Genomic DNA, 23,741 nt, shown 5'->3' on the forward strand with positions numbered 1-23,741 from the left:
CTGGCAGGAGGTTTTCCCCATGAAAAGCTACAACCTTTTAGAATGTGCCTATGTCGACGCCCAGGAATGGTTCAAGGAAACCGATACCGTCATGGTGCCGGTGGGTAGCTGCGAGAAACACGGTGCCCACGTACCCCTTGGTACCGACAGCTTTACAACTATTTCCGTTACTGAGAGGGCTGCCAAAATTGCCAATGTACCTTATACTCCCCTGCTGCCCTTCGGCTATTCCGCCCACCACATGGGCCGGGTCGGCGAAGGCTGTGGTACCGTCACCCTTTCGGCTGAGACCTTCCGCCGGGTGCTTTACGATATCGCCCGCAGCTTGATTTTCCACGGCGCCAATAAAATCGTCTTTGTCACCCACCACGGTTCCAACACCAAGCCCATCGACGAACTCCTGCGCAAGCTCCGCTACCAGACCGGCGCCTTTGTCGCTTTCTACAAAACACCGACGGAACGGGAGTGCGAAGTTGTCAAGGGCATCCTGGAAGGGCCGCCGGAGGAAACCCCGGGCTGGCACGCCGGCGAAATGGAAACCGCTCAGATGATGGCCTATGACGAGAGGCTGGTGGATATGAGCCGGGCCGTCAACGACCGCGCCCACGCCCCGGCCTGGATGGGTCCCAACTTCTCCAAGAAGGACGGCACTGTTACCGTCAATTTCCGGGGTTCGGAAAACATCTTCGTGCCCATGGAGCACCATGAGTATTCCGATCACGCCACCATCGGCAACCCCTTCCGGGGCACCAAAGAGAAGGGTTTGAAGCTCTTCGAGAAGGAGGCCGAGCACCTGGCAGCCTTCCTGGAAGAGGTTAAGAAGTTCCCCTTCCAAGTAGAAAACCGTGATTTCCCCGAGAGGGCTTAAAGATAAGGCGCAAGTAATATGAAGACCCCTGGCTTACAGGTACAGGCCGGTGCTCCAGGCTAGGATATCTTTAATCGGGCTGGTCTGGCAAATCCTCTACCGGATGCAAGCTCTTCCCGACGTGGCTGGCAGCCAGGTAAACCATAGCTGCGGGGGAAAGCACTTTGACAGATTTAAGTGGTTCATACCATTGCCGGAAATTTGTTTGTCGAGGTACTCCAGACTCACAATGCTTCATCTGCGAGGGTGCGTGACGGCCAGGCGGGGCCGGTCTGTACCAGGGGCGGGGTAGGAGGATGAGAATATGCTTGAACTCGATGCTGTTACCGGATTACGCCGGGAAATGGCGGCTGTGAGCAAACAGATCTTTGCCCGCAACCTCACCTCGGCCACCAGCGGCAATATCAGCGCCCGGGTGCCCGGTCACCCGGAGCAGGTTTTGATTAAGGCTACCGGCAAGTCCTTTGGAGATGTCGAGGCGGAGGATTTTATCCTCGTCGACCTGGAGGGCAACATCCTGGCCGGTGCCGGAAAACCTTCCAAAGAGATCCGTTTCCACCTGGGGATCATGAAGGCCCGGCCGGAGGTGGGGGCGGTCTTTCACGGCCACTCGGCCTATGCTACGGCCTATGTAACAGCCCGGGGGGAACTACCGGTAGTCACGGCAGCAGCTGAGGGCGGCCTGGGTAAAATCGGCGTCATCGGTTTCGCCCCGGCAGGTTCGGTGGAGCTGGCGGCGATGGTCAATAAAGCCTTTCAGGACCCGGAGCTGAAGGCTGCCGTAATGACCCGCCACGGCTTTATCACCGTGGGACCGGACATTCACTGGGCTTTCTACCTGGCCGACGTTTTGGAGGATAACGCCCGAGTAGCCTTTTTGCTGGCTCAGTTGGGCTAAAAATTTTTCTTTCCGAACGCCTGAATTGATCCACACTTCGCCTAAATGGTTTAAATTAAGGAGGTGTTAAGGGGTGCAAGCCTCCATTTATGAGTATCTGAAGGTTGGGATTGTCCATTTCAAGGCCTTCCCCGAGGTCGTCAATGGTACCGGTCCTGTGGTGGAGACCCTGGAGCGCATCGCCGCAGATGATTTTTTCACGGCCGTGGAAGTCGGTTGGATTAAGGACGTCCAGCAGCGTATGCGGGCAGCCCGGCTGCTAAAGATTGCCCACCTGGAGGTATGTTACGCCTGCCAGCCGGCCATCTTTTCCCAGAAATTAAATTTAAACTCCCTGGACCTCGGGGAAAGGAAGCGGGCCGTGAAGCAGGTCTTTAACTGCCTGAAAGAGGCCTCCGATCTGGGGGCCGTCGCTGTGCGCATCCCGGCGGGGAAGGACCCGGGGCCGGAGCGGCGGGAGGAAGCCAAGAAACTGCTAGTGGATTCCCTGGCTCAAATCTGTGAGTACGCCCGGGAGATGGGGGACCCGGCCATTACCCTGAAGATCTTTGACCGGGATATTGACAAAGAATCCTTAATTGGCCATTTCTGTGATGCTTTTGATATTGCCAGAGAATTACGGTCAAGTTATCCTAAGTTCGGGCTCCTGGCGGACCTTTCCCACTTCCCCCTGCTGCGAGAAAAGCCGGAAGAGGCCCTGCCCCTGGTCCAGGATTACCTGATGGCCTTTCATATCGGCAACTGTGTCATGAAGGACCGGCGCCACCCCCTCTACGGCGACCTGCAGCCCCGCTTCGGGGTAGAAGACGGGGAGATCGATACCCCCCAGGTCAGCGCCTACTTCCGCCTGCTGGCCGATCTGGGCCTGATAGGTCCAGAGAAGCGGCCGATTCTAAGTGCCGAAGTGAGGCCCCTCCTGCCCGGCGAGACCTCGGAACTTATCCTGGCCAACGCCAAGCGGATCATCAAGGAAGCCTGGGCCCTGGCTTAATTGAGGAGGAGAAGCAGCGTGCCAGCAAAGGCCATTGCCCTTATCGCCACCGTAGATACCAAAGAGGCCGAAGCCCGCTTCCTGCAGGACTTCATCACCAGCCACGGCTGGCAGGCTCCGGTGCTGGATGTCAGCACCCGCCATCCCCACAGTTATCCGGCGGCCTACCCCCGGGAGGAGATCTGCCGCCGGGGTGGAGTGGAGTATAAGGATCTGGGCACCTTACGCCGGGACGCCATGATGGCCACCATGGGCCGGGGAGCAGCCGCGGTATTACAGGAACTCTACGAACGGGGCGAGCTGGCCGGGGTCCTGGGTATCGGCGGCAACCAGGGTACGGCCATAGCGGCCCTGGCCATGCGTGCTTTACCCATCGGCCTGCCAAAGATGATTGTCTCCACGGTGGCCTCCGGCAATGTCCGTCCTTATATAGAGTATAAAGATATTATCATGATGTTCTCGGTGGCCGACCTGCTGGGCGGCCCCAACACCGTCAGCAGGACCATTCTCAGCAATGCTGCCGGAGCGGTGATGGGCATGGCCGCTTACGGCCAGCCCCTGCAAGCCGGTACACAGCCGGTGATCGCCGTAACGGCCCTGGGCAATACCGACCCGGCGGTGACCGCCGCCCGGGGGCACCTGGTGGAGCTGGGGTATGAAGTCATAGCCTTCCACGCCTCCGGGGCCTGCGGCTCGGCTATGGAGGAACTAATCGAAGCCGGGGTAATCAACGGTGTGCTGGACCTCACCCCCCACGAACTCATAGGTGAAGTCCACGGCGACGATATTTATACCCCCCTGCGGCCGCGCCTGGAGGCGGCGAGCCGGCGGGGTATTCCCCAGGTAGTCTCCCTGGGGGGCCTGGATTACTTCTGCTTTGGCCCGGCGGATAGCATCCCGCCCCGCTTCCGGGGCCGGCAGACCCACTACCATAACCCCTACAACACCAATGTCCGGGCGACGGCAGCCGAACTAACCCGGGTGGGTGAGGTCATGGCCGCTAAATTGAACGCCGCCCGCGGGCCGGTAGCAGTGCTGGTTCCCCTTAAAGGCTGGTCGGAGAACGGCCGAGTCGGTGGCCCCCTTTACGACCCCAGGGCCGACGCCGCCCTGGTGGCGGCCCTGGAAGCCAACCTGGCTCCCAGGATCAAGTTGATGAAGATTGAGGCCCACATTAACGACCCGGTCTTCGCCACCAGCGCCGCTGCCGTGATGCACCAGCTGATGGAGGTTTCCTGCTGAACAATTTATAAGGAGGTCGACAATCATGACGGAAAAGATCCCGGAAAAAATGAAGGCCCTAGTCCTCTTCGGCCCCAATGACGTGCGCCTGGTGGAGAAGCCGGTGCCCAAGCCCGGCCCCGGCGAGGTGCTGGTCCGGGTGGCGGCTTGCGGTATCTGTGGCACGGACGTCAAGATTATCACCAAAGGTATGCCCAAAATGCCGCCCTACGGCGAGTTCACCTTTGGCCACGAATGGGCCGGGACCATCGTCGCCCTGGGGGAGACGGTGGACGAGTTCCAGGTGGGCGACCGGGTAGCCATCGAGGCCCATAAGGGTTGCGGCCGCTGCGAGAACTGTATTGACGGTAAGTATACCGCCTGCCTGAACTACGGCCGCCTGGATAAAGGCCACCGCGCCGCCGGGATGACCGTCGACGGCGGCTTTGCCGAGTACGCTGTCCAGCATATCAACTCAGTCTACAAGATCCCCGATAATATCACCTTTAACGAGGCTACCTATGTGACCACAGCCGGCTGCGCCCTCTATGCTATCGACAAGAGTGGCGGCTATATCGCCGGCGATACGGTCCTGGTCATCGGCCCCGGGCCTATCGGCCTGTCAGTGGTTCAGGGCGCCCGGGCCCTGGGGGCTGAAAGGATCATCCTTATGGGTACCAGGGAAGAGCGCCTGGCCAAGGGCCGCGAGCTGGGGGCCACCCATACCATTAATATCCGCGAGGTGGCCGATCCTGTGGCGGAGGTCATGGCCATTACCGGCGGCAAGGGCGCCGAAAGGGTCTTTGAATGCGCCGGCAATTCCCAGTCCTTCGAGTATGGCATTAAGTCGGCTAAAAAAGGTGGCGTCATGGTTCTGGTCTCCTTCTATAAGGAGCCGGTGACGGCCAACCTGGATTATGTCGTTTTAAACCAGATCAGCCTCTTAACGGTACGCGGCGAGGGCAACCAGAACTGCAAGCGCGCCCTGTCCCTGATGGCCCAGGGCAAGATCGACGCTAAACCCATCATGACCCACGCCTTCCCCCTGGAGGAGTTCCAGAAGGGCCTGGATTACTTCGTCAATCGTAAGGACGGGGCTATGAAAGTGGTTATTAACCCCTAGAATGGAACTAACGGCCCGGAAAGGGCCGTTAGCGGCGGGGGCAGCCTGAAGCCCGGCAGCTTCTCAGGGGCTGCTCCCCCAACCTTTTATAATATTAATCGTTTAATTTCCCCATGACAATACAATCTTGAAGTAAAGGCGGGGATAAATAATGGCTACTGCCAGTCAAGCCGGCACGACCGGCCAGCAGCCGGTTGCGGCTGCGAAAAATTCCGGCATCAAATGGGTTTACTTTATTATCGGCCTGGCCATCCTGGGGCTTTTCTCCATTTTACCGGTGCCGGCTGATATGAAACCCCAGGCCATGCGCACCCTGGGGGTCATGGTGACGACAGTTTTCTGGTGGCTGACGGAGACCCTACCCATCCCGGTGACGGCCCTCATGGTCCCGGTGATGCTCCACTTTACGGGAATTCTCAGCCTTGATAAATCCATCGCCCAGAGTTTCGGCGACAGCTTTGTCCCCTTCCTGGTGGGCGTGCTGGCCCTGTCGGTGGCCTTTACCATGTCCGGCCTGGGCAAGCGCATCACCTACTTGTTACTCGCCCTTTCCGGTACCAAAGTTAATCGGGTAATCGGTATTTACTTCCTGGTATCCTTCGTTATCTCCATGTTTGTCACCGACGTGGCCGTAGTGGCCATGATGCTGCCTATCGTTGTCGGCCTGCTGCAATCGGTGGATGCCAAACCGGGGGAGAGTAACCTGGGACGGGGATTGATGATGGCCATCATGTTCGGTTCGACCCTGGGCGGCATTTGTACCCCCTCGGGGGTGGCTTCTAACGTGATTACCATGAGTTTTCTTACCAAGGCTAAAATAGCGGTCTCCTTCCTGGACTGGGTGGCCATAGCCACGCCAATATTCCTGGTGGTCGGCCTTATTTCCTGGTGGCTGATTCTCAAAATTTTTCCTCCAGAAATTAAAGAATTGCCTTACGGGAAAGAGGTTATCCGCAAGGAATTGAGAAGTATGGGTTCCTGGTCCGTGGAGGAGATTACCACCCTGGTCGTCTTCCTCCTGGCAGTAGTCCTATGGCTTACCGGGTCCTGGAATAAGATGCCCATCGCCCTGGTGTCGCTAATTATTTTGGGCCTCCTGTCCATGCCGGGCTTTGGTGTTTTTAAAAAATGGAGCGATGTGGAAAAACGTCTGGAATGGGGCGCGCTGATGCTGGTGGTGGGCGGCTTCGCCTTGGGCCTGGGGGCCAGCCAGAGCGGCCTGGCCCAGTGGGTGGCCCAGCATGCCCTGAAACCCATGGCCGTCCTGCCCCATGCCCTCCAGCCCCTGGCGGTTACCCTGCTGGTAGCGGTGGATTCCCTGGGCTTCTCCAGTTTTACGGCGGCGGCCTCGGTCAATGTACCCTTTATCATTGCCTATGCCCAGCAAAACGCCCTGCCGGTGTTATCCCTGGCCATTGCCGCTGGCTTTGCCTCTTCTACCCACTTTATCCTGGTGACTGAGAGTCCCTCCTTTGTTTTGCCCTACGCCTATGGTTATTTTAGCTTTAAAGACCTCTTCAAGATCGGTGTGATTATGACCCTGATTAGCGCCGTGGCTATTGCCGCCGGCCTGGTTATCGCCGGGATGCCGGCGGGGGTGCCGTTACCTTAGAGGGGCGGGTACAGGGCCGGTGGGCATCTCCGTAGACGCCTGTATGGCGGGTGCTGTTATCTTAGAAGTGCCGATTACCCGGTGACGCCGGCAAAGCCCTTATGGCCGGGGACAAATTAGCAAAGGCTAAATATCTCGTGTTCCATGCCATCTTGTCTGCTCTTCAATCACATCCTATTTTATCCCGTCATTCTGGGGTCCGCTCAGGCCCCTTATTTTTTTATCCAAAAAACATATTACAAAAGAAGGAATATGCTATTCTATATCGAATATGATGGCATATAGTATAACACAATTACTTTTAATTTGGGTAAGGAGGCTATGCTACTTTGGGTGAAAGGATTACCTTGAGCGTTATTAAGGCTGATATTGGCGGTTATGTTGGTCACTCCAGCGTCCACCCGCGCCTGCTGGAGACAGCGGAACGCTCCCTGGCCGGAAGCAAACTTCTCATTGACTACCGGGTGGCCCATGTCGGTGATGACATTGACCTCATCATGACCCATAAATATGGCGTCGATTGCCCGGAAATTCATCATTTAGCCTGGAATGTTTTTCTCCAGTGTACGGAGGTGGCCCGGGAGCTGAAGCTCTACGGCGCCGGCCAGGACCTCTTGTCGGATGCCTTTTCCGGCAATATCAAGGGCATGGGACCCGGCGTGGCGGAAATGGAGTTTGAGGAACGCAGGAGCGAGCCGGTGATCGTTTTTGCCGCCGATAAAACCGAGCCCGGAGCATGGAATCTCCCCCTGTATAAAATGTTCGCCGATCCCTTTAATACCATCGGCCTGGTCATTGACCCCAAGATGCACCAGGGCTTTCGCTTTGAGGTTTATGACCTGATCAAGAACGAGCGGGTGGAGTTCTCTTTACCCGAAGAACTTTACGATCTCCTGGTCTTTATCGGCGCTCCAGGCCGTTACTGCATCAAGAGCGTTCACTCAAAAACTACAGGCGAAATCGCTGCCGTGTCCAGCACCCAGCGTCTAAACCTCATGGCCGGGCGCTACGTGGGGAAAGACGACCCGGTCTGTATCGTCCGCTGCCAGAGCGGCCTGCCAGCTGTGGGTGAAGCCCTGGAGCCCTTCGCCAACCCCCACCTGGTGGCCGGCTGGATGCGCGGTTCCCATGTTGGCCCCCTGATGCCGGTAGGGATGAACCAGTCAGCGCCGACGCGTTTTGACGGGCCGCCGCGGGTGGTGGCCATGGGCTTCCAGCTGGCTGGGGGACGCTTGGTTGGTCCCCAGGACTTCTTCGGCGATGTGGCCTTTGATAAGGCCCGCCAGACGGCTAACGAGATCGCCAACTACCTGCGTTCCCTGGGTCCCTTTGAGCCCCACCGCCTGCCCTTGGAGGATATGGAGTATACCACCATGCCAGAGGTCATGGCCAAACTGCAGGACCGCTTTGTCAAAGTCGGCCGCCGCGACGACCTGGAGCAGGAAGCCGAGGAATTAGGAGCTAAATAGCAAAGGAGCCGCTCGTGGGGGGCTAGTGCCCCCCACAACGAAAGCATGAAAACAGCTGATACAGCAGTGGCTGGCGGTACAGGCTCGGGCTCCGGTGGTTTTCGGCTAGCAAACTTGGCGCTCAGCCTTCCGCGGCGGCGGGGGTGGCTGGGTATTATCCCTTTAATCACTCGTAACGGAGTGTGCTACTTTTCGCTTCTAAAGCCACGTTACGATCCCCATCCCGTTCACCGCCGCCGCGGTTCGGCTTCGCTGAGTTTGCTGACGCCTCAAACCAAAGTCGCCTTTCGCCTGTAACCGCCGGCCCCGTGACAGGCTGGGCTAGCTTTAATCAGGAACCGGCGTAGCCCGTTTCTACCAGCCTCCCACTTCTCACCTCCCACCTCGCACATCTGTTTTCAAAGGAGCCATTCTGATAGCTCCTTTTTTGATTCAGAGTCACTGAATCCGGCCGCAACCCATAAAAATATAGGGAAAAAACTTCTTGCATCTCAACCAGGTTTATGTTGTAATAATTTCTGTTGCAAAAGATACATGGGGGCGATGGCCGTGCTGGACCAGACCCGGACGCCGGTTTTTACAGCGGTAAAGCAATATATCGATGCAGGCATTATACCTTTCCATGTGCCTGGCCATAAACAGGGCCGGGCCCTGCCCGAGTTTAAAGAATACGTGGGTGAGAAGGTCCTGGCCATGGACCTCACCTGCGTGCCGGGACTGGATAATATCTGCAATCCCCGGGATGTCATCCGGGAGGCAGAGGAACTGACGGCGGCGGCCTATGGAGCAGAACAGGCCTTTTTTCTGGTCAACGGTACCACCTCCGGTATCCAGGCCATGATCCTGGCCGTCTGCCAGCCGGGGGATAAGATTATCATCCCCCGTAACGCCCACCGCTCGGCCCTGGGAGGGTTGATTCTGAGCGGTGCCCGGCCGGTCTATATCGAACCGGCCATCAATGCGGACTTTGGCATCTCCATGGGCATTACCCCGGAACAGGTAGAAGGGGCGTTAAGGGAACACCCGGATACAAAGGCCGTTTTCGTTATCAGCCCCAATTATTACGGCACCGTACCCCCTTTAAAGGAGATTGTCGTCGTCGCCCACAGGTATAACGTGCCGGTCCTGGTGGATGAGGCCCACGGTGCCCACCTGAAGTTTCATGACGCCCTGCCTGACTCGGCCATGGAGGCAGGAGCCGACCTGGCGGCCAGCAGCGCCCATAAACTGGCCGGTTCTATGACCCAGAGTTCTTTTCTTCTCCTCCAGGGCGGGAGATTGGACCCCAAGCATATTAAAGCTGTCCTGAACCTCTCTCAGACCACCAGTCCCTCATATATCCTGCTGGCCTCCCTGGATGTGGCCCGGAAGCAGATGGCCCTTCGGGGTCGGGAACTCCTGGATCGCACCCTGGCCCTGGCCCGGTGGATTCGCGGAGAGCTGGCTCGCATTGAGGGTCTAGCCATTATGGGCGATGAGGTGACTCACCTGCCGGGGTGCAGCTACCTGGATCCCACCAAGATTACCGTTAACGTCCAGGGCCTGGGGATGTCGGGTTATGAAATGGAAAACCTGCTGCGGCAGGAATACAAGATCCAGGTAGAACTCTCTGACCTTTATAACGTCCTGCTCCTGGTCTCCATCGGCGACAACGAAGAGACCGCCGGCCGGCTGGTAGCCGCCTTTAAAGCCATCGCCGAGGAACGCTCTCGGAAAAACATAATTCGCTTTTGCCCGCCCCTGCCGGCCATCCCCCGGATGGCGGCCTTACCCCGGGAGGCGTTCTATAGCCAGACCCGCAGCCTGGAACTGGAGCAGGCCGAGGGCGAGATTAGCGCCGAGGCGATCACGGCCTACCCACCGGGCATCCCCCTGGTGTGCCCGGGCGAGGTCATTACCAGGGAGATTATCGATTACGTCACCCTGCTCAAAAATGAACACGCCGACTTGCAGGGGCCGGAGGATCCGGAAATAAAGTATATCCGCGTCCTGAAGGATACAGTGAGCCTGCACGAACACGGGTTGGTCGGCCGGGTCGGCCTGGCGTGAATTTTGTTTTGCTGCGTCAATCTGTCGCCAGGTTCAAACCTTGACACTCCGGTTACTACCCCCTATACTAAGAAATGTAGGTAAGGTCAATAAGAGCTTTGTTAATAAACGGGTACCAGCCGATTTATGGGGGTGCAGGCATTGATTTATGGCATTGTTATTCTAGCCGGAGCGGTTCTGGCCCTAGGGTATTACCTCTACCGCCAGCAAAGGGATCCCGGTTACAGCATTTTCCCCCACAACCAGCATTCAAAATAAGAAAAACCACCCAGTCAGGGTGGTTTTTTTGATAGCGTCCTTTTGGAAGGGTTAACTCCCCTTTAATAACACGGAAGCTCAGAAGTACGACTGGGCTAAAATGAATTACTGGTTGACAACCTCCATCAACTGGACATGGCGGAAAAAGTTACACTCATCGTGTTTGCCGGCGCAGGGGTTCAAGGGGCAACCATGGTCCGTCTCCCAGCAGTTTTTACCCTGCTTCAGCAGGCAGCCCTCCTGGCCGCTGAAGGAGCAACCGCGGACGGTGGCGCAGGTCAGGGTGTCCTCGGAACTCAAGACGTTCTTAATGGTATAGCTATCCCGGGATAGATCTTGGATAACGATATAGATCTCCTTCGGGTCCAGGCCCCCGTATTTGATCATGGCCGCGCGGAAGGCTTCGATGAGTTTCTGCTTGCTGGCCCGGTCGACACCTTCCCAGATTTGGACGGTAGCCAGGGGCATAAGTATCATCTCCCTGCAAACCTGTTTAATAAAAAGTTCGCTACCAGCAGTTGTTTTTCCTGCCGCCCTGCCCCCGGGGGCTCTTTGCCGGGAAGGATTTTTTTCCCCGGTGTCGAAATAAAGGCGTGGCGGGAAGAGGAGTGGCCGTTAGTGCGTAAAATGCCAGTTGATGCCTTGCAGCCGGGGATGGTGGTGGCCCGGGCTATTTACAATGCCGAGGGCCGGGTTTTACTAAATGAAGGGATGACCCTGAAGCCCAGCTACCTGATTCGCTTAAGGGAACTAGGCATACCGGCAGTATATGTCCGGGATGGGATTCTTGACGATCTGGAAATAGAAGACGTCGTCAGCGAGAAAACCCGGCTGCAGGCTATCAAGGTCATGAAAGACCTCTTCGGCTCCTGGCATGAGGGGGAAAGGGACCATACGCCCTTGCTGGCTGATTACACCCGTCTTGAACGGGTGATCAACAGCCTCCTGGAGGATCTCCTGGATCGGAAAGAATTGATGCTTAATTTGACCGACATCCGTACCCTGGACGATTATACCTTCGCCCACTCGGTGAATGTCTGCATCCTGGCCCTGGTTACAGGTCTGACCCTGCATTACACCCGCTCCGCCCTTCTGCACCTGGGGATGGGCGCCCTGCTCCATGATATCGGTAAGACCTGTATACCCTTACATATTTTGAATAAACCCGGCCGGCTGACGGTGGAGGAATACGAGCTGGTTTGCCATCATGCCCAGTACGGTTTCGATATCCTGCGGCTGCAGAAGGAAGTAAGCCTGGTCTCGGCCCGGGTGGCCCTGGAACACCACGAACGCTATAACGGCAGCGGTTACCCCCGGGGATTGAAAGGGGAAGAGATCCATGAATTCGCCCGGATTACTGGTGTCGTCGACGTTTACGATGCCCTGACGGCAGACCGGGTTTACCGGCGAGCTTACCCGCCCTATGAAGCCTACGAAATGCTGGCCGGAGCAGGGAATTTTACCCATGACTACCGGATAATCAAGGCCTTTTTGCTCAATGTAGCTGCCTACCCCGTGGGAACTATGGTGAAATTGAATAACGGCGAGGTCGGGGTGGTTACCGGCACTGCCCGGGGGCATTCCCACCAGCCGCGGGTACGTCTTATTTACCATGCCGATGGAAAGCCCTATACCGTACCCTCTTCCCTGGACCTGACGGTGGACCCGGATCACTTTGTTTGTCGCGTCCTGCCACCGGAGGCTGTACCGCCGGCAGGCGGGGAGGGTTCGGTTGCCGGTGCTGGCAGAGAAGGGCGCGAGGTGTTATAATCACCAAGGAAGGGAGATGACATCATGCCGACCTATGATTTCAAATGCGATGAGTGCGGTCATCTTTTTAGCAAGTTTGCGGCGATTAAGGATAGGGATAAGGTCCGTTGCCCGGAGTGTGGCGGTAAAGTGAGCCAGAGGTTTACTGGTTTCCTCTACGCCCGCAAGGGTGAACCCGGGCTTAGTTCTACGGGGAGCAGTTGCAGTGGCGGTAGCTGCAGCAGCTGCAGCGGTTGCCATTAAAGATAATATAAAAAGCCCCACTTATGGGGGCTGTAAGCCCGGGAACAAGAGTTTTCCGGGCTTTCTTTTTAAGCCGGTATCCTGGGGAGCGGGGCTGGTACTTAGGATGTCGCTGCCTGAGCGGCTGGATAATCTCAAGATGCCGGCGGTTGTTGCTGCTGTTCGTCTTCAAAGAGTTCCCGGAAGGCCTTGACCGGCATGGTCGCCAGGCCTTCACCCAGGCCGACGGCACGGTGGATAACCTGGCGTATAAGGCCATTAAGGGACATTTTCCTTCACCTTACTTTTTCTTCAAAGCCAGCAGGTAGATATCCTGATTACCGGCGGCATTAATTAGTTTCTCCGTTTCCTGCAAGCGCTTGCTTTGCTCATCACTTAAATGGGCGATTTCCAATTCCTCCAATTTGGCCATAGATAGAGCTCCTTTCCTGTGGTTTATCCTTAGCATCTACCGGGGGCCGGAATTTATACGCCGCAAAGCATGTTATATATATCACAAGTTTGTAATCAAAAGAAAATTTTTAGACCATTTAGCAGGAGAATCTGGTCTTTTGTTGAATATATAAAATTACCTGGTCTGGCCACCAGGTGGCTGCCATTTAACTAGAAAGGGCATGCCGTCCGGCCAGGGGGCATATGATCCAAGAAGAGGGGGGTGGGAATGTTCCAAGGGGATAGTTTTATAAGGTTTACTATAGTAGCAACGGAGTCACTATTTCTTCTTTGGGTCCATCCTTTAACACTGCTGTCCGTTCGGTAACTCGAGCACTGATTTACCTTATTTTCTTTACGAGGAGGGATTCTTTTGCCCTACTATCAAAATTATAACCCCCTGGGCAATGTCTTCCTGTCGACTGTCTTTGCCGCCCTACCCATCGTCGTCCTCCTGTACCTGCTGGCCATCCATCCCTGGACGGATAAGTATGGCCACAAACATCGGGGCATCTTTGCTCCTTATGCGGCCATCAGCGCGGCCGTGGTCGGCATCTTGGTGTCAGTATTGATGATGAGAATGCCGGTGCCGACGGCTATTAGCGCCTTCGTCATGGGTGCCTTTAACGGGCTCCTGCCCATTGGCTGGATTGTCTTTTCAGCTATCTTCCTTTATACCATGACCCTGGTGACCGGTAAATTTGAGATCGTTAAAAACACGGTGGCCGGCATTACCCCGGACCGGCGCTTACAGGCACTGCTGGTGGCTTTTAGCTTCGGCGCCTTCATGGAGGGTGCCGCCGGCTTTGGCACCCCGGTGGCTGTGGCCGGAGCCATGATGGTCGGCCTGGGCTTCCGTCCCCTCCAGGCAGCCGTAATCTGCTTGATTGCCAATACAGCACCGGTAGCCTGGGGAGCCATTGGCACACCGATCATTATGCTGGGTAAGGTTAGTGGCATTCCCGAGCACTTGATAACCATGATGGCCGGTCGCCAGTTGCCCTTCTTCTCCATCATCGTCCCCTTCTGGCTGGTGGCGACCCTGGTCTTTATGGATAAAGGCAAGTGGAAGGATATCTGGGAGGTCTGGCCGGCGACCCTGGTCTGCGGCGCCTCTTTCGCCCTGACCCAGTTACTAATGTCCCAGGCGGGCAACGTCATGCTGGTAGATATTATGAGCGGTATTGTCAGCATGATCATAACCGCCCTGTTCCTCAAAGTCTGGCAACCAAAACACATTGTTTTTTCGGAAGATGAATTCACCAATCCCGAAGCGGCGGCTGCCAGTGCTGTAGCGGTTAAAAAAATGCAGGGCCCCAAGTATACTACCGGGGAGATTATCCAGGCCTGGTTGCCCTGGGTCCTCCTGGCGGCGGCCGTTTTCCTCTGGGGTATGGACTTCTGGAAAAGCTTTCTTAATAGTATCTCTGCACCTAAGCTCGCCATGCCCTTCTTGCATGGGGTAGTTTTCCGTACACCGCCGGTGGTCCACGGGACCAAGCCTGAATTGGAGGGCGCCATTTATGTCTTTAACTGGCTGTCGGCCGCCGGCACGGGCATTATGATTGCTGCTTTAATTTCCGGGTTCTTCGTCCTGCGGTTGACGCCGGCCCAATGGTCAGAGGCCTTCCGCCGTACAGTTACCAGGATGAAGGTGCCCATTACGGTGATCACCACGGTTGTCGGTCTAGGCTTTACCACCCGCTATGCTGGCACCGACGCCATCCTAGGCCTGGCCTTCACCCGCACCGGGGCGGCCTATCCCTTCTTTGCCTCCATGCTCGGCTGGTTGGGGGTCTTCCTCACCGGCAGCGACACCTCCTCCAACGCCATGTTCGGCAGCCTGCAGCGGATTACGGCGGAACAGTTGGGGTTGAATCCGGTCCTCATCGTTACGGCCAACAGTACCGGCGGTGTTATGGGTAAGATGATTGACGCCCAGAGTATCGTCGTTTCCACGGTAGCCTGTTATGAAAACCATGAAGAGGGTATGCAGGCCGTTGGCCCCATCTTCCGTAACGTCGTCTGGCACAGCCTGGCCCTGGCCATCCTCCTGAGCACCCTGGTCTGGCTCCAGGCCTACGTCTTTACTGGTATGCAGGTACCCTTCACGCCGTAAGCTGCAGCACAGGAGAATAAAAAAGTAAGGGTTGCCTTTCGTGGCAGCCCTTATTTTTTGCTTAACCAATACTTAATCTTTACCATCGGCGAAAAATCCTTGACACCTGGTATACGGTTCTTTATACTGAAACATAAACATATTTTGCGGCTTTTGTCGCGCCGGCCCCGGCGCCCACCACCGACCGGTATATGAGGAGGAGAAATCGTGGGGCTGACTATCTATCTTGACGGTGAGTATGTCGACGAAGAAGAGGCGAAGTTGTCTGTCTTTGATCATGGCCTGCTCTATGGCGACGGTGTCTTTGAGGGGATCCGCGCCTACTACGGTCGGGTTTTTCGTTTAAAAGAGCATATCAACAGGCTGTATGATTCCGCCCGGTCGATCAACCTGGACCCTGGCCTGAGCAAAGAGGAAATGATCGCAGTGGTGCTGGAGACCTGCCGGCGCAATAACCTGCAGGATGCCTATATCCGCCTGGTCATTACCCGGGGTAAGGGCGACCTGGGCCTCGATCCCCGCAAGTGCCCCCGGCCGTCCATCTTTTGCATCGCGGCGGCCATTGAACTCTATCCGGCGGAACTCTACGAAAAGGGCCTGGAACTGGTGACCCTGGGGACCCGGCGTAACGCTCCTGATGCCCTGGACCCGCGCATCAAGTCCCTGAACTACCTGAATAACATCATCGCTAAAATGGAGGCCACCCGGGCTGGCGCTCCGGAAGGGCTTTTCCTGAATAAAGAGGGTTACGTGGCTGAGGCCACCGGCGATAACATCTTCATTGTTAAGAACGGGCAGTTAATTACCCCGCCGCCCTTTGTCGGCCTCCTGGAAGGTATTACCCGTAACGCCGTCATGGAACTGGCGGCCCAAGCCGGCATTCCGGTTTACGAGAAGGTCTTTACCCGCCACGACGTTTATGTGGCCGACGAATGCTTCCTCACCGGCACGGCGGCGGAGGCCATTCCGGTAGTTAAAGTCGACGGCCGGCCCATTGGTAACGGCCAGCCAGGCCCCATAACCAGGGATCTAATTGCCCGTTACCGGGAGTTAACCAAAACCGACGGCCCGGAAATCTTTTAAAAAGATAGGAGAGGAAAGGCATGCGCAGTGACGCTATGAAAACGGGGCTGGCCAAGGCCCCCCACCGCTCCCTGCTCAAGGCCATGGGCCTGACGGACGCGGAGATCGCGCAGCCCATTATCGGCATTGTCAACGCCCATAACGAATTGATCCCTGGCCATTTTCATTTAAATACCCTGGCTGAGGCTGTCAAGGCGGGGGTGCGCCTGGCCGGTGGTACGCCCCTGGAGTTTCCCACCATTGGCGTCTGTGACGGCCTGGCTATGAACCATGTGGGTATGAAGTACTCCCTGGCCAGCCGGGAACTAATCGCCGATATGGTGGAGGTGATGGCCATTGCCCATCCCTTTGACGCGCTGGTGTTTATTACTAACTGCGATAAAATCGTGCCTGGTATGTTAATGGCGGCGGCCCGGTTGAATATCCCGGCCATCTTTGTCAGTGGCGGTCCCATGCTGGCCGGCCGTTACCAGGGCCGGGATGTTGACTTAAACACCATGTTTGAAGCGGTAGGCGCCACCCAGGCCGGTAAAATGACGGTAACCGAGGTGGCGGAGTTGGAGAACTGCGCTTGCCCGGGCTGCGGTTCCTGTGCCGGCATGTTTACCGCCAACACTATGAACTGCATGGTGGAAGCCTTAGGTCTGGGCCTACCCGGTAACGGCACCATCCCGGCCGTCAGCGGCGCCCGGGTGCGCCTGGCTAAGGAAGCCGGCATGCAGGTGATGCAGCTCTTGCAGAAGAATATCCGGCCCCTGGACATCATGACGGCTGCGGCCTTCCGTAATGCCGTAACCGTAGATATGGCCCTGGGAGGTTCCACCAACACCTGCCTGCACCTGCCGGCCATTGCCCACGAAGCCGGGGTCGAGCTGGATCTCACGATTTTCGGGAAGATTAACCGCCGTACGCCCCAGATCTGCAAGCTCAGCCCGGCCGGCAGCCAGCACATCCAAGACCTGGACGAAGCCGGGGGCATCCCGGCGGTAATGAATGAACTCTACCGCCACGGCCTGATTGACGGCAGCCTCCTGACGGTAACCGGCCGGACGGTGGCGGAAAACATCGGCGGCCGGGAGGTCAGCCGGCGGGAGGTTATCCGGCCCGTCGAAGACCCCTACAGCGCCGAGGGCGGCCTGGCTGTCCTGTACGGCAACCTGGCTCCCGAGGGCGCCGTGGTCAAGAAGGGCGCCGTCCTGCCGCAGATGATGCAGCATGAAGGGCCGGCCCGGGTCTTTAACAGCGAGGAAGAGGCCTTTGCCGCCATCATGGGTCAGAGAATTAAACCCGGGGATGTCATTGTCATCCGTTATGAGGGACCGCGGGGTGGCCCGGGGATGCAGGAGATGCTCAGCCCCACGGCGGCCCTGGCCGGTATGGGCCTGGATAGTTCCGTGGCCCTCATCACCGACGGGCGTTTCTCAGGAGCCAGCCGGGGTGCTTCCATCGGCCACGTCTCGCCGGAGGCGGCGGCTGGGGGCCTTATCGCCCTGGTCGAAGAGGGCGATACCATCGCCATTGATATTGAAGCTGGTAAATTAGAATTAAAGGTAGCCGAAGAGGAAATCGCCCGGCGCCGGCATAACTGGCAGGCGCCGCCGCCGAAGATCACCAGCGGTTACCTGGCCCGCTACGCGCGCATGGTTACTTCCGGGGCTAAGGGCGCGGTGCTGGCATAAAGACTGCGGCGCCAGGCGGGAACCCATCTTGTCAAAATATCTTAAGCGCAAAGGGGTGCTTTTTACCATTGGGGATCGAGCTGAAGCGAAAAAACTAACCGGGGCGGAGATTATCATTAAAGCCCTCCAGGCCGAGGGCGTGGATACCGTATTCGGTATCCCGGGCGGTTCCGTCCTCCCCCTCTATCACGAACTGGCGGTTTCCAGTATCCGCCATATCCTGACGCGGCATGAGCAGGGTGCTGCCCATGCCGCCGAGGGTTACGCCCGCGCCAGCGGCAGACCCGGCGTCTGTATTGCCACATCCGGCCCGGGAGCTACCAACCTGGTGACGGGTATTACCAACGCCTATATGGACTCCATTCCCCTGGTAGCCCTCACCGGCCAGGTCAGTGTCGAGATGATCGGCCACGATTCCTTCCAGGAAGCCGACATTACGGGCATTACCCTGCCCGTAACCAAGGCCAATTACCTGGTAAAGAACGTCCACGACCTGGCAGCTACCATCCACGAGGCTTTTTATATTGCCACCACCGGCCGGCCAGGACCGGTCTTGATTGATATTCCCAAGGATCTTACTACCCAGCGGGCGGTCTTTCGCTACCCGCCTAAACTGCACCTGCCCGGTTACCGGAGCAAGGTGTTACCCCATGCCCTGCAGGTAAACCAGGCGGCCGCCGCCATAGCCGCTGCCGCAAGGCCCCTCCTCTTTATCGGGGGCGGGGTAATTACCTCCGGGGCCCATGAAGAGGTGCGGCAGCTGGCCGAGGGTCAGGATATCCCGGTGGTCATGAGCATGATGGGTAAGGGGGGCTTCCCGGAAACCAGTCCCCTCTTTGTCGGCATGGTCGGTATGCACGGCACGGCAGCGGCCAACTACGCCATGTGTGAGACGGACCTCATCATCGGGGTCGGCGTCCGCTTCGACGATCGGGTGACGGGAAAAATTGAAGCTTTCGCTCCGCAAGCGAAAATTATTCATATTGATATTGACGCCGCCGAGATCGGCAAGGTCGTCACGGCCCATATCCCCATTGTCAGCGATGCCCGCCAGGGCCTGGCAGCCTTGTTGGAGAAACTGCCGGAAAAAGGGGAACACCCGGCCTGGCGCCAGCAGATCCGGCGCTGGCAGGACGAAAACCCCCTGCGTTATGAAAGGTGCGGTCTGAAGCCCCAATATGTCCTGGAGGAATTATACAATCTTACTAAAGGGCAGGCCCTGATCGCCACCGACGTCGGCCAGCACCAGATGTGGGCCGTCCACTACTACCCCCTGGAACGGCCCCGGGCTTTCTTTTCATCCTGCGGCCTGGGCACCATGGGCTTTGGCGTGCCGGCGGCCATGGGTGCCGCCATAGCCCGGCCGGGGGAGATGGTAGTGGCCATCACCGGTGACGGCAGTTTCCAGATGAATATCCAGGAGCTGGCCACCATCAGCCACTACCAGCTGCCGGTAAAAATCATCATTATGAACAACGGTTACCTGGGAATGGTACGCCAGTGGCAGGAGTTCTTCTTTGACCGGCGTTACGCCTACTCGGAGATGCTCGGCAACCCGGATTTTGTCAAGGTAGCCGCAGCCTACCGCATCCCGGGGCGGCTGGTATTGACCAGCGAGGAAGTCGTCCCGGCCTTGACTGAAGCCCTGGCGACCCCGGGTCCCTTCCTGCTGGACGTGAAGATCGACCGGGAGGAGAACGTCTTCCCCATGGTGCCGCCGGGGGGCACCCTCAATAAGATGGTGACGGGAGGTAGGGGAGCATGAAGCGTACCCTTTCAGTCCTGGTAGAAAACCGCCCCGGTGTCCTGACCCGGGTGGCGGGCCTCTTCAGCCGCCGGGGTTACAATATTGACAGCTTGGCTGTAGGCCGGACCGAAAACCCTTCTATTTCCCGCATGACCATCGTCGTCGACGGCGACGAGCAGATCATCGAACAGGTCGGCAAGCAGCTCAATAAACTTATTGATGTGATTAAAATTAGCGATATCACCGCCGATCCTTACGTAGGGCGGGAGTTAATCCTCATTAAAGTCAACGCCGAACCCGCTGTGCGGGGGGAGATCATGCAGATTGTCGATATCTTCCGGGCGCGGATTGTCGATATCGCCCGTAACAGCTTGATTATTGAGGCTACCGGCGATGCCGATAAGATCGACGCCATCGAGAATTCCCTGCGGCCCTTCGGTATCCGGGAGGTAGTGCGGACAGGTAAGATCGCCATGCTCCGGGGGGCGAAGACCAGGGGAATGGAGGGCAGCGGCAATGACACAGGGGAGTAAGGAGCGCACCGGGGCCCGGGCCGTTATAGAGACCTTTCAGGCCGAAGGGGTAGAACTGATCTTTGGCTATCCCGGTGGCGCGGTACTACCCCTCTACGCCGAGCTGGCCCGTACTTCCATCCGCCACATCCTGGTCCGCCAGGAGCAAAATGCCGTCCATGCCGCCAGCGGTTACGCCCGGATCAGCGGTAAGACCGGGGTCTGCCTGGCCACTTCAGGGCCGGGGGCGACCAACCTGGTCACCGGCATCGCCGCCGCTTATATGGATTCGGTGCCGGTGGTTATTTTTACCGGCCAGGTACCGACGCGGATGGTGGGCAGCGACGCCTTCCAGGAGACGGACATTACCGGCATCACCATTCCCATTACCAAGCATAACTACCTGGTCAAGGACGTCGAGGAATTACCCCGTATTGCTAAAGAAGCCTTTTATATCGCCAGTACCGGCCGGCCGGGGCCGGTACTGGTGGATATACCCAAGGATGTGGCCCTGGCTCCCTGCCGGGCGCCGCTGCCGGAGAGGGTGGAGCTGCGCGGGTATAAACCTACCTACCAGGGCCATCCGGGCCAGCTGCGCGCCCTGGCGCGGCTCCTGGGCGAGGCGGAGCGGCCGCTAATCTTCGCCGGGGGTGGGGTCCTGGCTTCCCGGGCCGAGGATTATTTGCGCCAGTTGGTCGAAAAACTCCAGGTACCGGTCGTGACTTCCCTGACCGGCCTGGGAGCCTTCCCCGAGGATAATCCCCTGGCCCTGGGCATGGTGGGCCTCCACGGCAAGCCCTGTGCCAACCATGCCCTCATGGAATGCGACCTCCTGGTGGGGCTAGGGGTACGTTTTGACGACCGGGTGACGGGGGCCCTGGAGAAATTCGCCCCCCGGGCCCGGATTGCCCACCTGGATATTGACCCGGCGGAGATAGGCAAAAACGTCCGCGTGGATCTACCCCTGGTGGGGGATATTAGCTGCATTTTGCAGGAACTCCTGCCCCTGGTGGAGCCGGCCAGCCACCCTTCCTGGCTGCAGCGGATCAAGGAGTTGCGGAACCTTTATCCCCTGACCTACGGCCGGGGCGGCGAGGTGCGGCCCCAGTGGGTAATGGAACGCCTGGGGGAAATGACCCGCGGCCAGGCTATTATCGTCACCGACGTCGGCCAGCACCAGATGTGGGCCGCTCTCTTTTACGGCTATACGGAACCCCGCAGCTTCGTCTCCTCCTGCGGCCTGGGGACCATGGGTTACGGCCTGCCGGCGGCCGTAGGCGTCGCCCTGGCCCGGCGGGATAAACAGGTGTGGCTGATCACCGGCGATGGCAGCTTCCAGATGAGCATGGCGGAGATGGGTACGGCCATGGAGCAGGGTTTACCCTTGAAAATCCTGCTTTTTAATAACCAGAGCCTGGCCATGGTGCGCCAGCTGCAGCACTTCTATTACGACCGCCAGTATACAGCCGTCGAGTTTACTGCTAATCCTGACTTTGTCCGCCTGGCGGAGTGCTACGGCGCCGAGGGCCTGCGGATTACTAAGCAGGAAGAAGTAGTGCCCGTTCTGGCCCGGGCCATGGGTAACGACCGGCTGACCCTCATCGAATGTATCATCAGCCCGGAAGAGATGGTTTACCCCATGGTCCCAGAGGGCGCCGGCCTGGATGAGATGCTGCTGCCGGAAAATGTAGGCTAAGAAAAGGCTAGCGGGTACAGGCGGAAGGCAACTTGGTTCGAGGTGTCAGCAAACTCAGCGAAGCCGCGGCGAGGCGACGGTGAACGGGATGGGGATCATAACGTGACTTCAGGAACGATAAGTAGCACGCCCCGTCATGAATGTTCAAAGGGATAAAGTCCAGCCACCCCCGTCGCTGAGCAAGGCTGAGCGCTAAGTTTGCTAGCCGAGAACCATGGAGCCTGGAGTCTGTACCCGCCAGCCTCGCAGCGGTTATTGGCAGAGGCCTATTTTAGAAGCCAGTTTCCGATCACCACGCTACGGTGCAGATTATTGGCGAAAGAGGGTTGATACCTTGGCAGATAGCGCGAAGCGGATTTATATTTTCGATACCACCCTGCGCGACGGCGAACAATCACCAGGGGTAAGCTTGAACATCCAGGAAAAGCTGGAGATCGCCCGCCAGCTGGCCCGGCTCAGGGTTGATGTCATCGAAGCCGGCTTCCCCATTGCCTCCCCCGGCGACTTTGAGGCCGTCCGGGCTGTGGCCCGGGAAGTCGAGGGACCGGTCATTGCCGGCCTGGCCCGGATCAACGACCGCGACATCGACCGCGCCTGGGAGGCCCTGCAGGAGGCCCAACGACCGCGCATCCACGTCTTTATTGCCACCTCAGATATTCATTTACAGTATAAACTACGCCTGACCAGGGAAGAGGTCCTGGCGGCCGTCCGGCGAGGCGTGGCTCGAGCCAAAAGCTACTGCCAGGATATCGAGTTTTCGCCGGAGGACGCCTCCCGGAGCGACCTGGATTTCCTCTGCCAGGTGCTAGTCGCTGCCATCGAGGCCGGGGCTACTGTCCTTAATATTCCGGACACCGTGGGCTATGCCACCCCGGCGGAGTTCGGCCGTCTGATCAGCCAGATCCGGCAGCGGGTGGCGGGTATTGATCAAGTGCAGATCAGCGTGCACTGCCATAACGACCTGGGAATGGCGGTGGCCAATTCCCTGGCGGCCATCGAGAACGGCGCCCTGCAGGTGGAAGGGGCCATCAACGGCATCGGTGAACGGGCCGGCAACACCGCCCTGGAGGAACTGATTATGGCTCTTTACACCCGGCGGGATTACTACGGCTGCCGGACGGGCATCGTCACTGAGGAGATCTACCGCACCAGTAAACTGGTCAGCAGCCTTACCGGTATGCCCGTCCAGTACAACAAGGCCATTGTCGGCAAAAACGCCTTCACCCATGAGGCCGGCATTCACCAGGACGGGGTCCTGAAAGAGCGGACTACCTACGAAATCATGAATCCGGCCATGATCGGCCTGGTCCAGAATAATATTTTCCTGGGTAAGCACTCCGGTCGCCACGCCCTGCGCAGCCGCCTGGAGGAACTGGGCTTTAAACTCAGCGAGGCCGAGCTGGATAAGGCTTTCGCCCGCTTCAAAGAACTGGCCGATCGCAAGAAGGAGATCAGCGACCGCGACCTGGAGGCCATTGTCGAGCACGAAGTCAAGCACATCCCGGAGAAATTCGTCCTGGAGCATATCCACATCTCCACCGGCAACCGGGTGGTGCCCACGGCCACCATCGGCATCCGGGTAGGCGAGGAATTAAAAGAAGAGGCCGCCTGCGGCGAAGGGCCGGTGGACGCCGCCTTCAAGGCCATCGATAAACTGACCCAGATCCCGGTCTGCCTTAAATCTTATACCCTCAATGCCGTTACTGGCGGCAAGGACGCCGTCGGTGAGGTAACGGTAAAGATCGAGTATGCCAACCGGGTCTTTATCGGCCGCGGCATCAGCACCGACGTCCTGGAAGCCAGCGCCCGCGCCTACCTGAACGCCATCAACAAGGTGGTTTACGAGGTAGGGGAGGAGAACATAGCTGCTCAATCTGCAAGCCAATTATAATGGGGAAGAAGGGATAACACCAGATGGGCATGACCATAACGGAAAAGATCCTGGCCGCCCACGCCGGGTTAGAGGCGGTG

The 23,741-nt window shown here is 57.9% G+C and carries 20 protein-coding genes; 17 read left to right on the forward strand and 3 right to left on the reverse strand.

What is annotated here, in order from left to right; genetic code table 11:
* Positions 1-19: 19 nt before the first annotated feature.
* From SDD30_RS13605 to SDD30_RS13640, 8 genes are all read left to right on the forward strand, one after another.
* The gene (locus SDD30_RS13605; RefSeq protein WP_109208014.1) at positions 20-868 is read left to right on the forward strand and encodes a creatininase family protein; all 849 of its coding nucleotides are present in this window, start codon (positions 20-22) and stop codon (positions 866-868) included.
* Between the two features lie 304 nt (positions 869-1,172).
* Positions 1,173-1,766 (forward strand): class II aldolase/adducin family protein, encoded by a 594-nt coding sequence (locus tag SDD30_RS13610; protein WP_434075474.1) that lies wholly within the window; start codon positions 1,173-1,175, stop codon positions 1,764-1,766.
* Positions 1,767-1,839: 73 nt separating this feature from the next.
* Positions 1,840-2,757: a sugar phosphate isomerase/epimerase family protein gene (locus SDD30_RS13615; protein ID WP_434075475.1), complete on the forward strand. Its 918-nt coding sequence runs from the start codon at positions 1,840-1,842 to the stop codon at positions 2,755-2,757.
* A gap of 18 nt (positions 2,758-2,775) precedes the next feature.
* Positions 2,776-3,999, forward strand: coding sequence for a Tm-1-like ATP-binding domain-containing protein (locus SDD30_RS13620; protein ID WP_434075476.1), 1,224 nt, complete (start codon positions 2,776-2,778; stop codon positions 3,997-3,999).
* Between the two features lie 25 nt (positions 4,000-4,024).
* Positions 4,025-5,101 carry a zinc-dependent alcohol dehydrogenase gene (locus SDD30_RS13625; RefSeq protein ID WP_434075477.1) on the forward strand — a complete coding sequence of 359 codons (1,077 nt, stop codon included), beginning with the start codon at positions 4,025-4,027 and terminating at the stop codon, positions 5,099-5,101.
* Between the two features lie 151 nt (positions 5,102-5,252).
* Positions 5,253-6,713 carry an SLC13 family permease gene (locus SDD30_RS13630; protein WP_434075478.1) on the forward strand — a complete coding sequence of 487 codons (1,461 nt, stop codon included), beginning with the start codon at positions 5,253-5,255 and terminating at the stop codon, positions 6,711-6,713.
* Positions 6,714-7,042: 329 nt separating this feature from the next.
* Entirely contained in the window at positions 7,043-8,182 is a 1,140-nt protein-coding gene (gene fbp, locus SDD30_RS13635; protein WP_434075479.1) for a fructose-1,6-bisphosphate aldolase/phosphatase, read from the forward strand.
* Between the two features lie 543 nt (positions 8,183-8,725).
* Positions 8,726-10,231: an aminotransferase class I/II-fold pyridoxal phosphate-dependent enzyme gene (locus SDD30_RS13640; protein WP_434075480.1), complete on the forward strand. Its 1,506-nt coding sequence runs from the start codon at positions 8,726-8,728 to the stop codon at positions 10,229-10,231.
* Between the two features lie 363 nt (positions 10,232-10,594).
* Here the strand turns inward: SDD30_RS13640 and SDD30_RS13645 are convergent, their stop codons facing one another.
* Positions 10,595-10,957 (reverse strand): tautomerase family protein, encoded by a 363-nt coding sequence (locus tag SDD30_RS13645; RefSeq protein ID WP_434075481.1) that lies wholly within the window; start codon positions 10,955-10,957, stop codon positions 10,595-10,597.
* A 159-nt stretch (positions 10,958-11,116) separates the two neighbouring features.
* Here SDD30_RS13645 and SDD30_RS13650 point away from each other — a divergent pair, with 159 nt between their 5' ends.
* The gene (locus tag SDD30_RS13650) at positions 11,117-12,259 is read left to right on the forward strand and encodes an HD-GYP domain-containing protein (RefSeq protein WP_434075491.1); all 1,143 of its coding nucleotides are present in this window, start codon (positions 11,117-11,119) and stop codon (positions 12,257-12,259) included.
* A gap of 24 nt (positions 12,260-12,283) precedes the next feature.
* Positions 12,284-12,502, forward strand: a complete 219-nt coding sequence (locus SDD30_RS13655) for an FmdB family zinc ribbon protein (RefSeq protein WP_434075482.1) — start codon at positions 12,284-12,286, stop codon at positions 12,500-12,502.
* Between the two features lie 134 nt (positions 12,503-12,636).
* On the opposite strand, the gene SDD30_RS13660 is transcribed toward SDD30_RS13655, so the two are convergent.
* Both SDD30_RS13660 and SDD30_RS13665 read right to left on the reverse strand, forming a co-directional pair.
* A complete protein-coding gene (locus tag SDD30_RS13660) occupies positions 12,637-12,771 on the reverse strand; it encodes a hypothetical protein (protein ID WP_434075483.1) in 135 nt (44 codons plus the stop codon).
* Positions 12,772-12,782: 11 nt separating this feature from the next.
* The gene (locus SDD30_RS13665; RefSeq protein WP_434075484.1) at positions 12,783-12,914 is read right to left on the reverse strand and encodes a hypothetical protein; all 132 of its coding nucleotides are present in this window, start codon (positions 12,912-12,914) and stop codon (positions 12,783-12,785) included.
* Between the two features lie 393 nt (positions 12,915-13,307).
* Between SDD30_RS13665 and SDD30_RS13670 the strand changes: the two genes are divergently transcribed.
* From SDD30_RS13670 to SDD30_RS13700, 7 genes are all read left to right on the forward strand, one after another.
* Positions 13,308-15,053, forward strand: a complete 1,746-nt coding sequence (locus SDD30_RS13670) for an L-lactate permease (RefSeq protein WP_434075485.1) — start codon at positions 13,308-13,310, stop codon at positions 15,051-15,053.
* A gap of 207 nt (positions 15,054-15,260) precedes the next feature.
* On the forward strand, positions 15,261-16,136 hold the full coding sequence (gene ilvE / locus SDD30_RS13675) for a branched-chain-amino-acid transaminase (protein ID WP_434075486.1): 876 nt from the start codon (positions 15,261-15,263) through the stop codon (positions 16,134-16,136).
* 20 nt (positions 16,137-16,156) lie between these two features.
* Positions 16,157-17,815 (forward strand): dihydroxy-acid dehydratase, encoded by a 1,659-nt coding sequence (gene ilvD / locus SDD30_RS13680; RefSeq protein WP_434075487.1) that lies wholly within the window; start codon positions 16,157-16,159, stop codon positions 17,813-17,815.
* 55 nt (positions 17,816-17,870) lie between these two features.
* Positions 17,871-19,580, forward strand: a complete 1,710-nt coding sequence (gene ilvB, locus SDD30_RS13685) for a biosynthetic-type acetolactate synthase large subunit (protein WP_434075492.1) — start codon at positions 17,871-17,873, stop codon at positions 19,578-19,580.
* Positions 19,577-20,095, forward strand: coding sequence for an acetolactate synthase small subunit (gene ilvN / locus SDD30_RS13690; RefSeq protein ID WP_434075488.1), 519 nt, complete (start codon positions 19,577-19,579; stop codon positions 20,093-20,095). The genes ilvB (SDD30_RS13685) and ilvN overlap by 4 nt, the downstream gene beginning before the upstream one ends.
* Positions 20,079-21,770: a biosynthetic-type acetolactate synthase large subunit gene (gene ilvB, locus SDD30_RS13695; RefSeq protein ID WP_434075489.1), complete on the forward strand. Its 1,692-nt coding sequence runs from the start codon at positions 20,079-20,081 to the stop codon at positions 21,768-21,770. Before ilvN ends, ilvB (SDD30_RS13695) begins: the two co-directional genes overlap by 17 nt.
* 334 nt (positions 21,771-22,104) lie before the next feature.
* Positions 22,105-23,661, forward strand: coding sequence for a 2-isopropylmalate synthase (locus tag SDD30_RS13700; protein ID WP_434075490.1), 1,557 nt, complete (start codon positions 22,105-22,107; stop codon positions 23,659-23,661).
* Positions 23,662-23,741: the final 80 nt, after the last annotated feature.

This window comes from Moorella naiadis (nom. illeg.) (assembly GCF_051020825.1).
GTDB classification, from domain to species: domain Bacteria; phylum Bacillota; class DSM-521; order Neomoorellales; family Neomoorellaceae; genus Neomoorella; species Neomoorella naiadis.

What these genes read in the sequence shown, in the direction of transcription:
- SDD30_RS13605 (WP_109208014.1), top strand. Translation starts at nt 20, where the DNA reads ATGAAAAGCTACAACCTTTTAGAATGTGCCTATGTCGACGCCCAGGAA.
- SDD30_RS13610 (WP_434075474.1), top strand. Translation starts at nt 1,173, where the DNA reads ATGCTTGAACTCGATGCTGTTACCGGATTACGCCGGGAAATGGCGGCT.
- SDD30_RS13625 (WP_434075477.1), top strand. Translation starts at nt 4,025, where the DNA reads ATGACGGAAAAGATCCCGGAAAAAATGAAGGCCCTAGTCCTCTTCGGC.
- SDD30_RS13630 (WP_434075478.1), top strand. Translation starts at nt 5,253, where the DNA reads ATGGCTACTGCCAGTCAAGCCGGCACGACCGGCCAGCAGCCGGTTGCG.
- SDD30_RS13640 (WP_434075480.1), top strand. Translation starts at nt 8,726, where the DNA reads ATGGCCGTGCTGGACCAGACCCGGACGCCGGTTTTTACAGCGGTAAAG.
- SDD30_RS13645 (WP_434075481.1), bottom strand. Translation starts at nt 10,957, where the DNA reads ATGCCCCTGGCTACCGTCCAAATCTGGGAAGGTGTCGACCGGGCCAGC.
- SDD30_RS13650 (WP_434075491.1), top strand. Translation starts at nt 11,117, where the DNA reads ATGCCAGTTGATGCCTTGCAGCCGGGGATGGTGGTGGCCCGGGCTATT.
- SDD30_RS13655 (WP_434075482.1), top strand. Translation starts at nt 12,284, where the DNA reads ATGCCGACCTATGATTTCAAATGCGATGAGTGCGGTCATCTTTTTAGC.
- SDD30_RS13660 (WP_434075483.1), bottom strand. Translation starts at nt 12,771, where the DNA reads ATGTCCCTTAATGGCCTTATACGCCAGGTTATCCACCGTGCCGTCGGC.
- SDD30_RS13665 (WP_434075484.1), bottom strand. Translation starts at nt 12,914, where the DNA reads ATGGCCAAATTGGAGGAATTGGAAATCGCCCATTTAAGTGATGAGCAA.
- ilvD (WP_434075487.1), top strand. Translation starts at nt 16,157, where the DNA reads ATGCGCAGTGACGCTATGAAAACGGGGCTGGCCAAGGCCCCCCACCGC.
- ilvN (WP_434075488.1), top strand. Translation starts at nt 19,577, where the DNA reads ATGAAGCGTACCCTTTCAGTCCTGGTAGAAAACCGCCCCGGTGTCCTG.
- ilvB (WP_434075489.1), top strand. Translation starts at nt 20,079, where the DNA reads ATGACACAGGGGAGTAAGGAGCGCACCGGGGCCCGGGCCGTTATAGAG.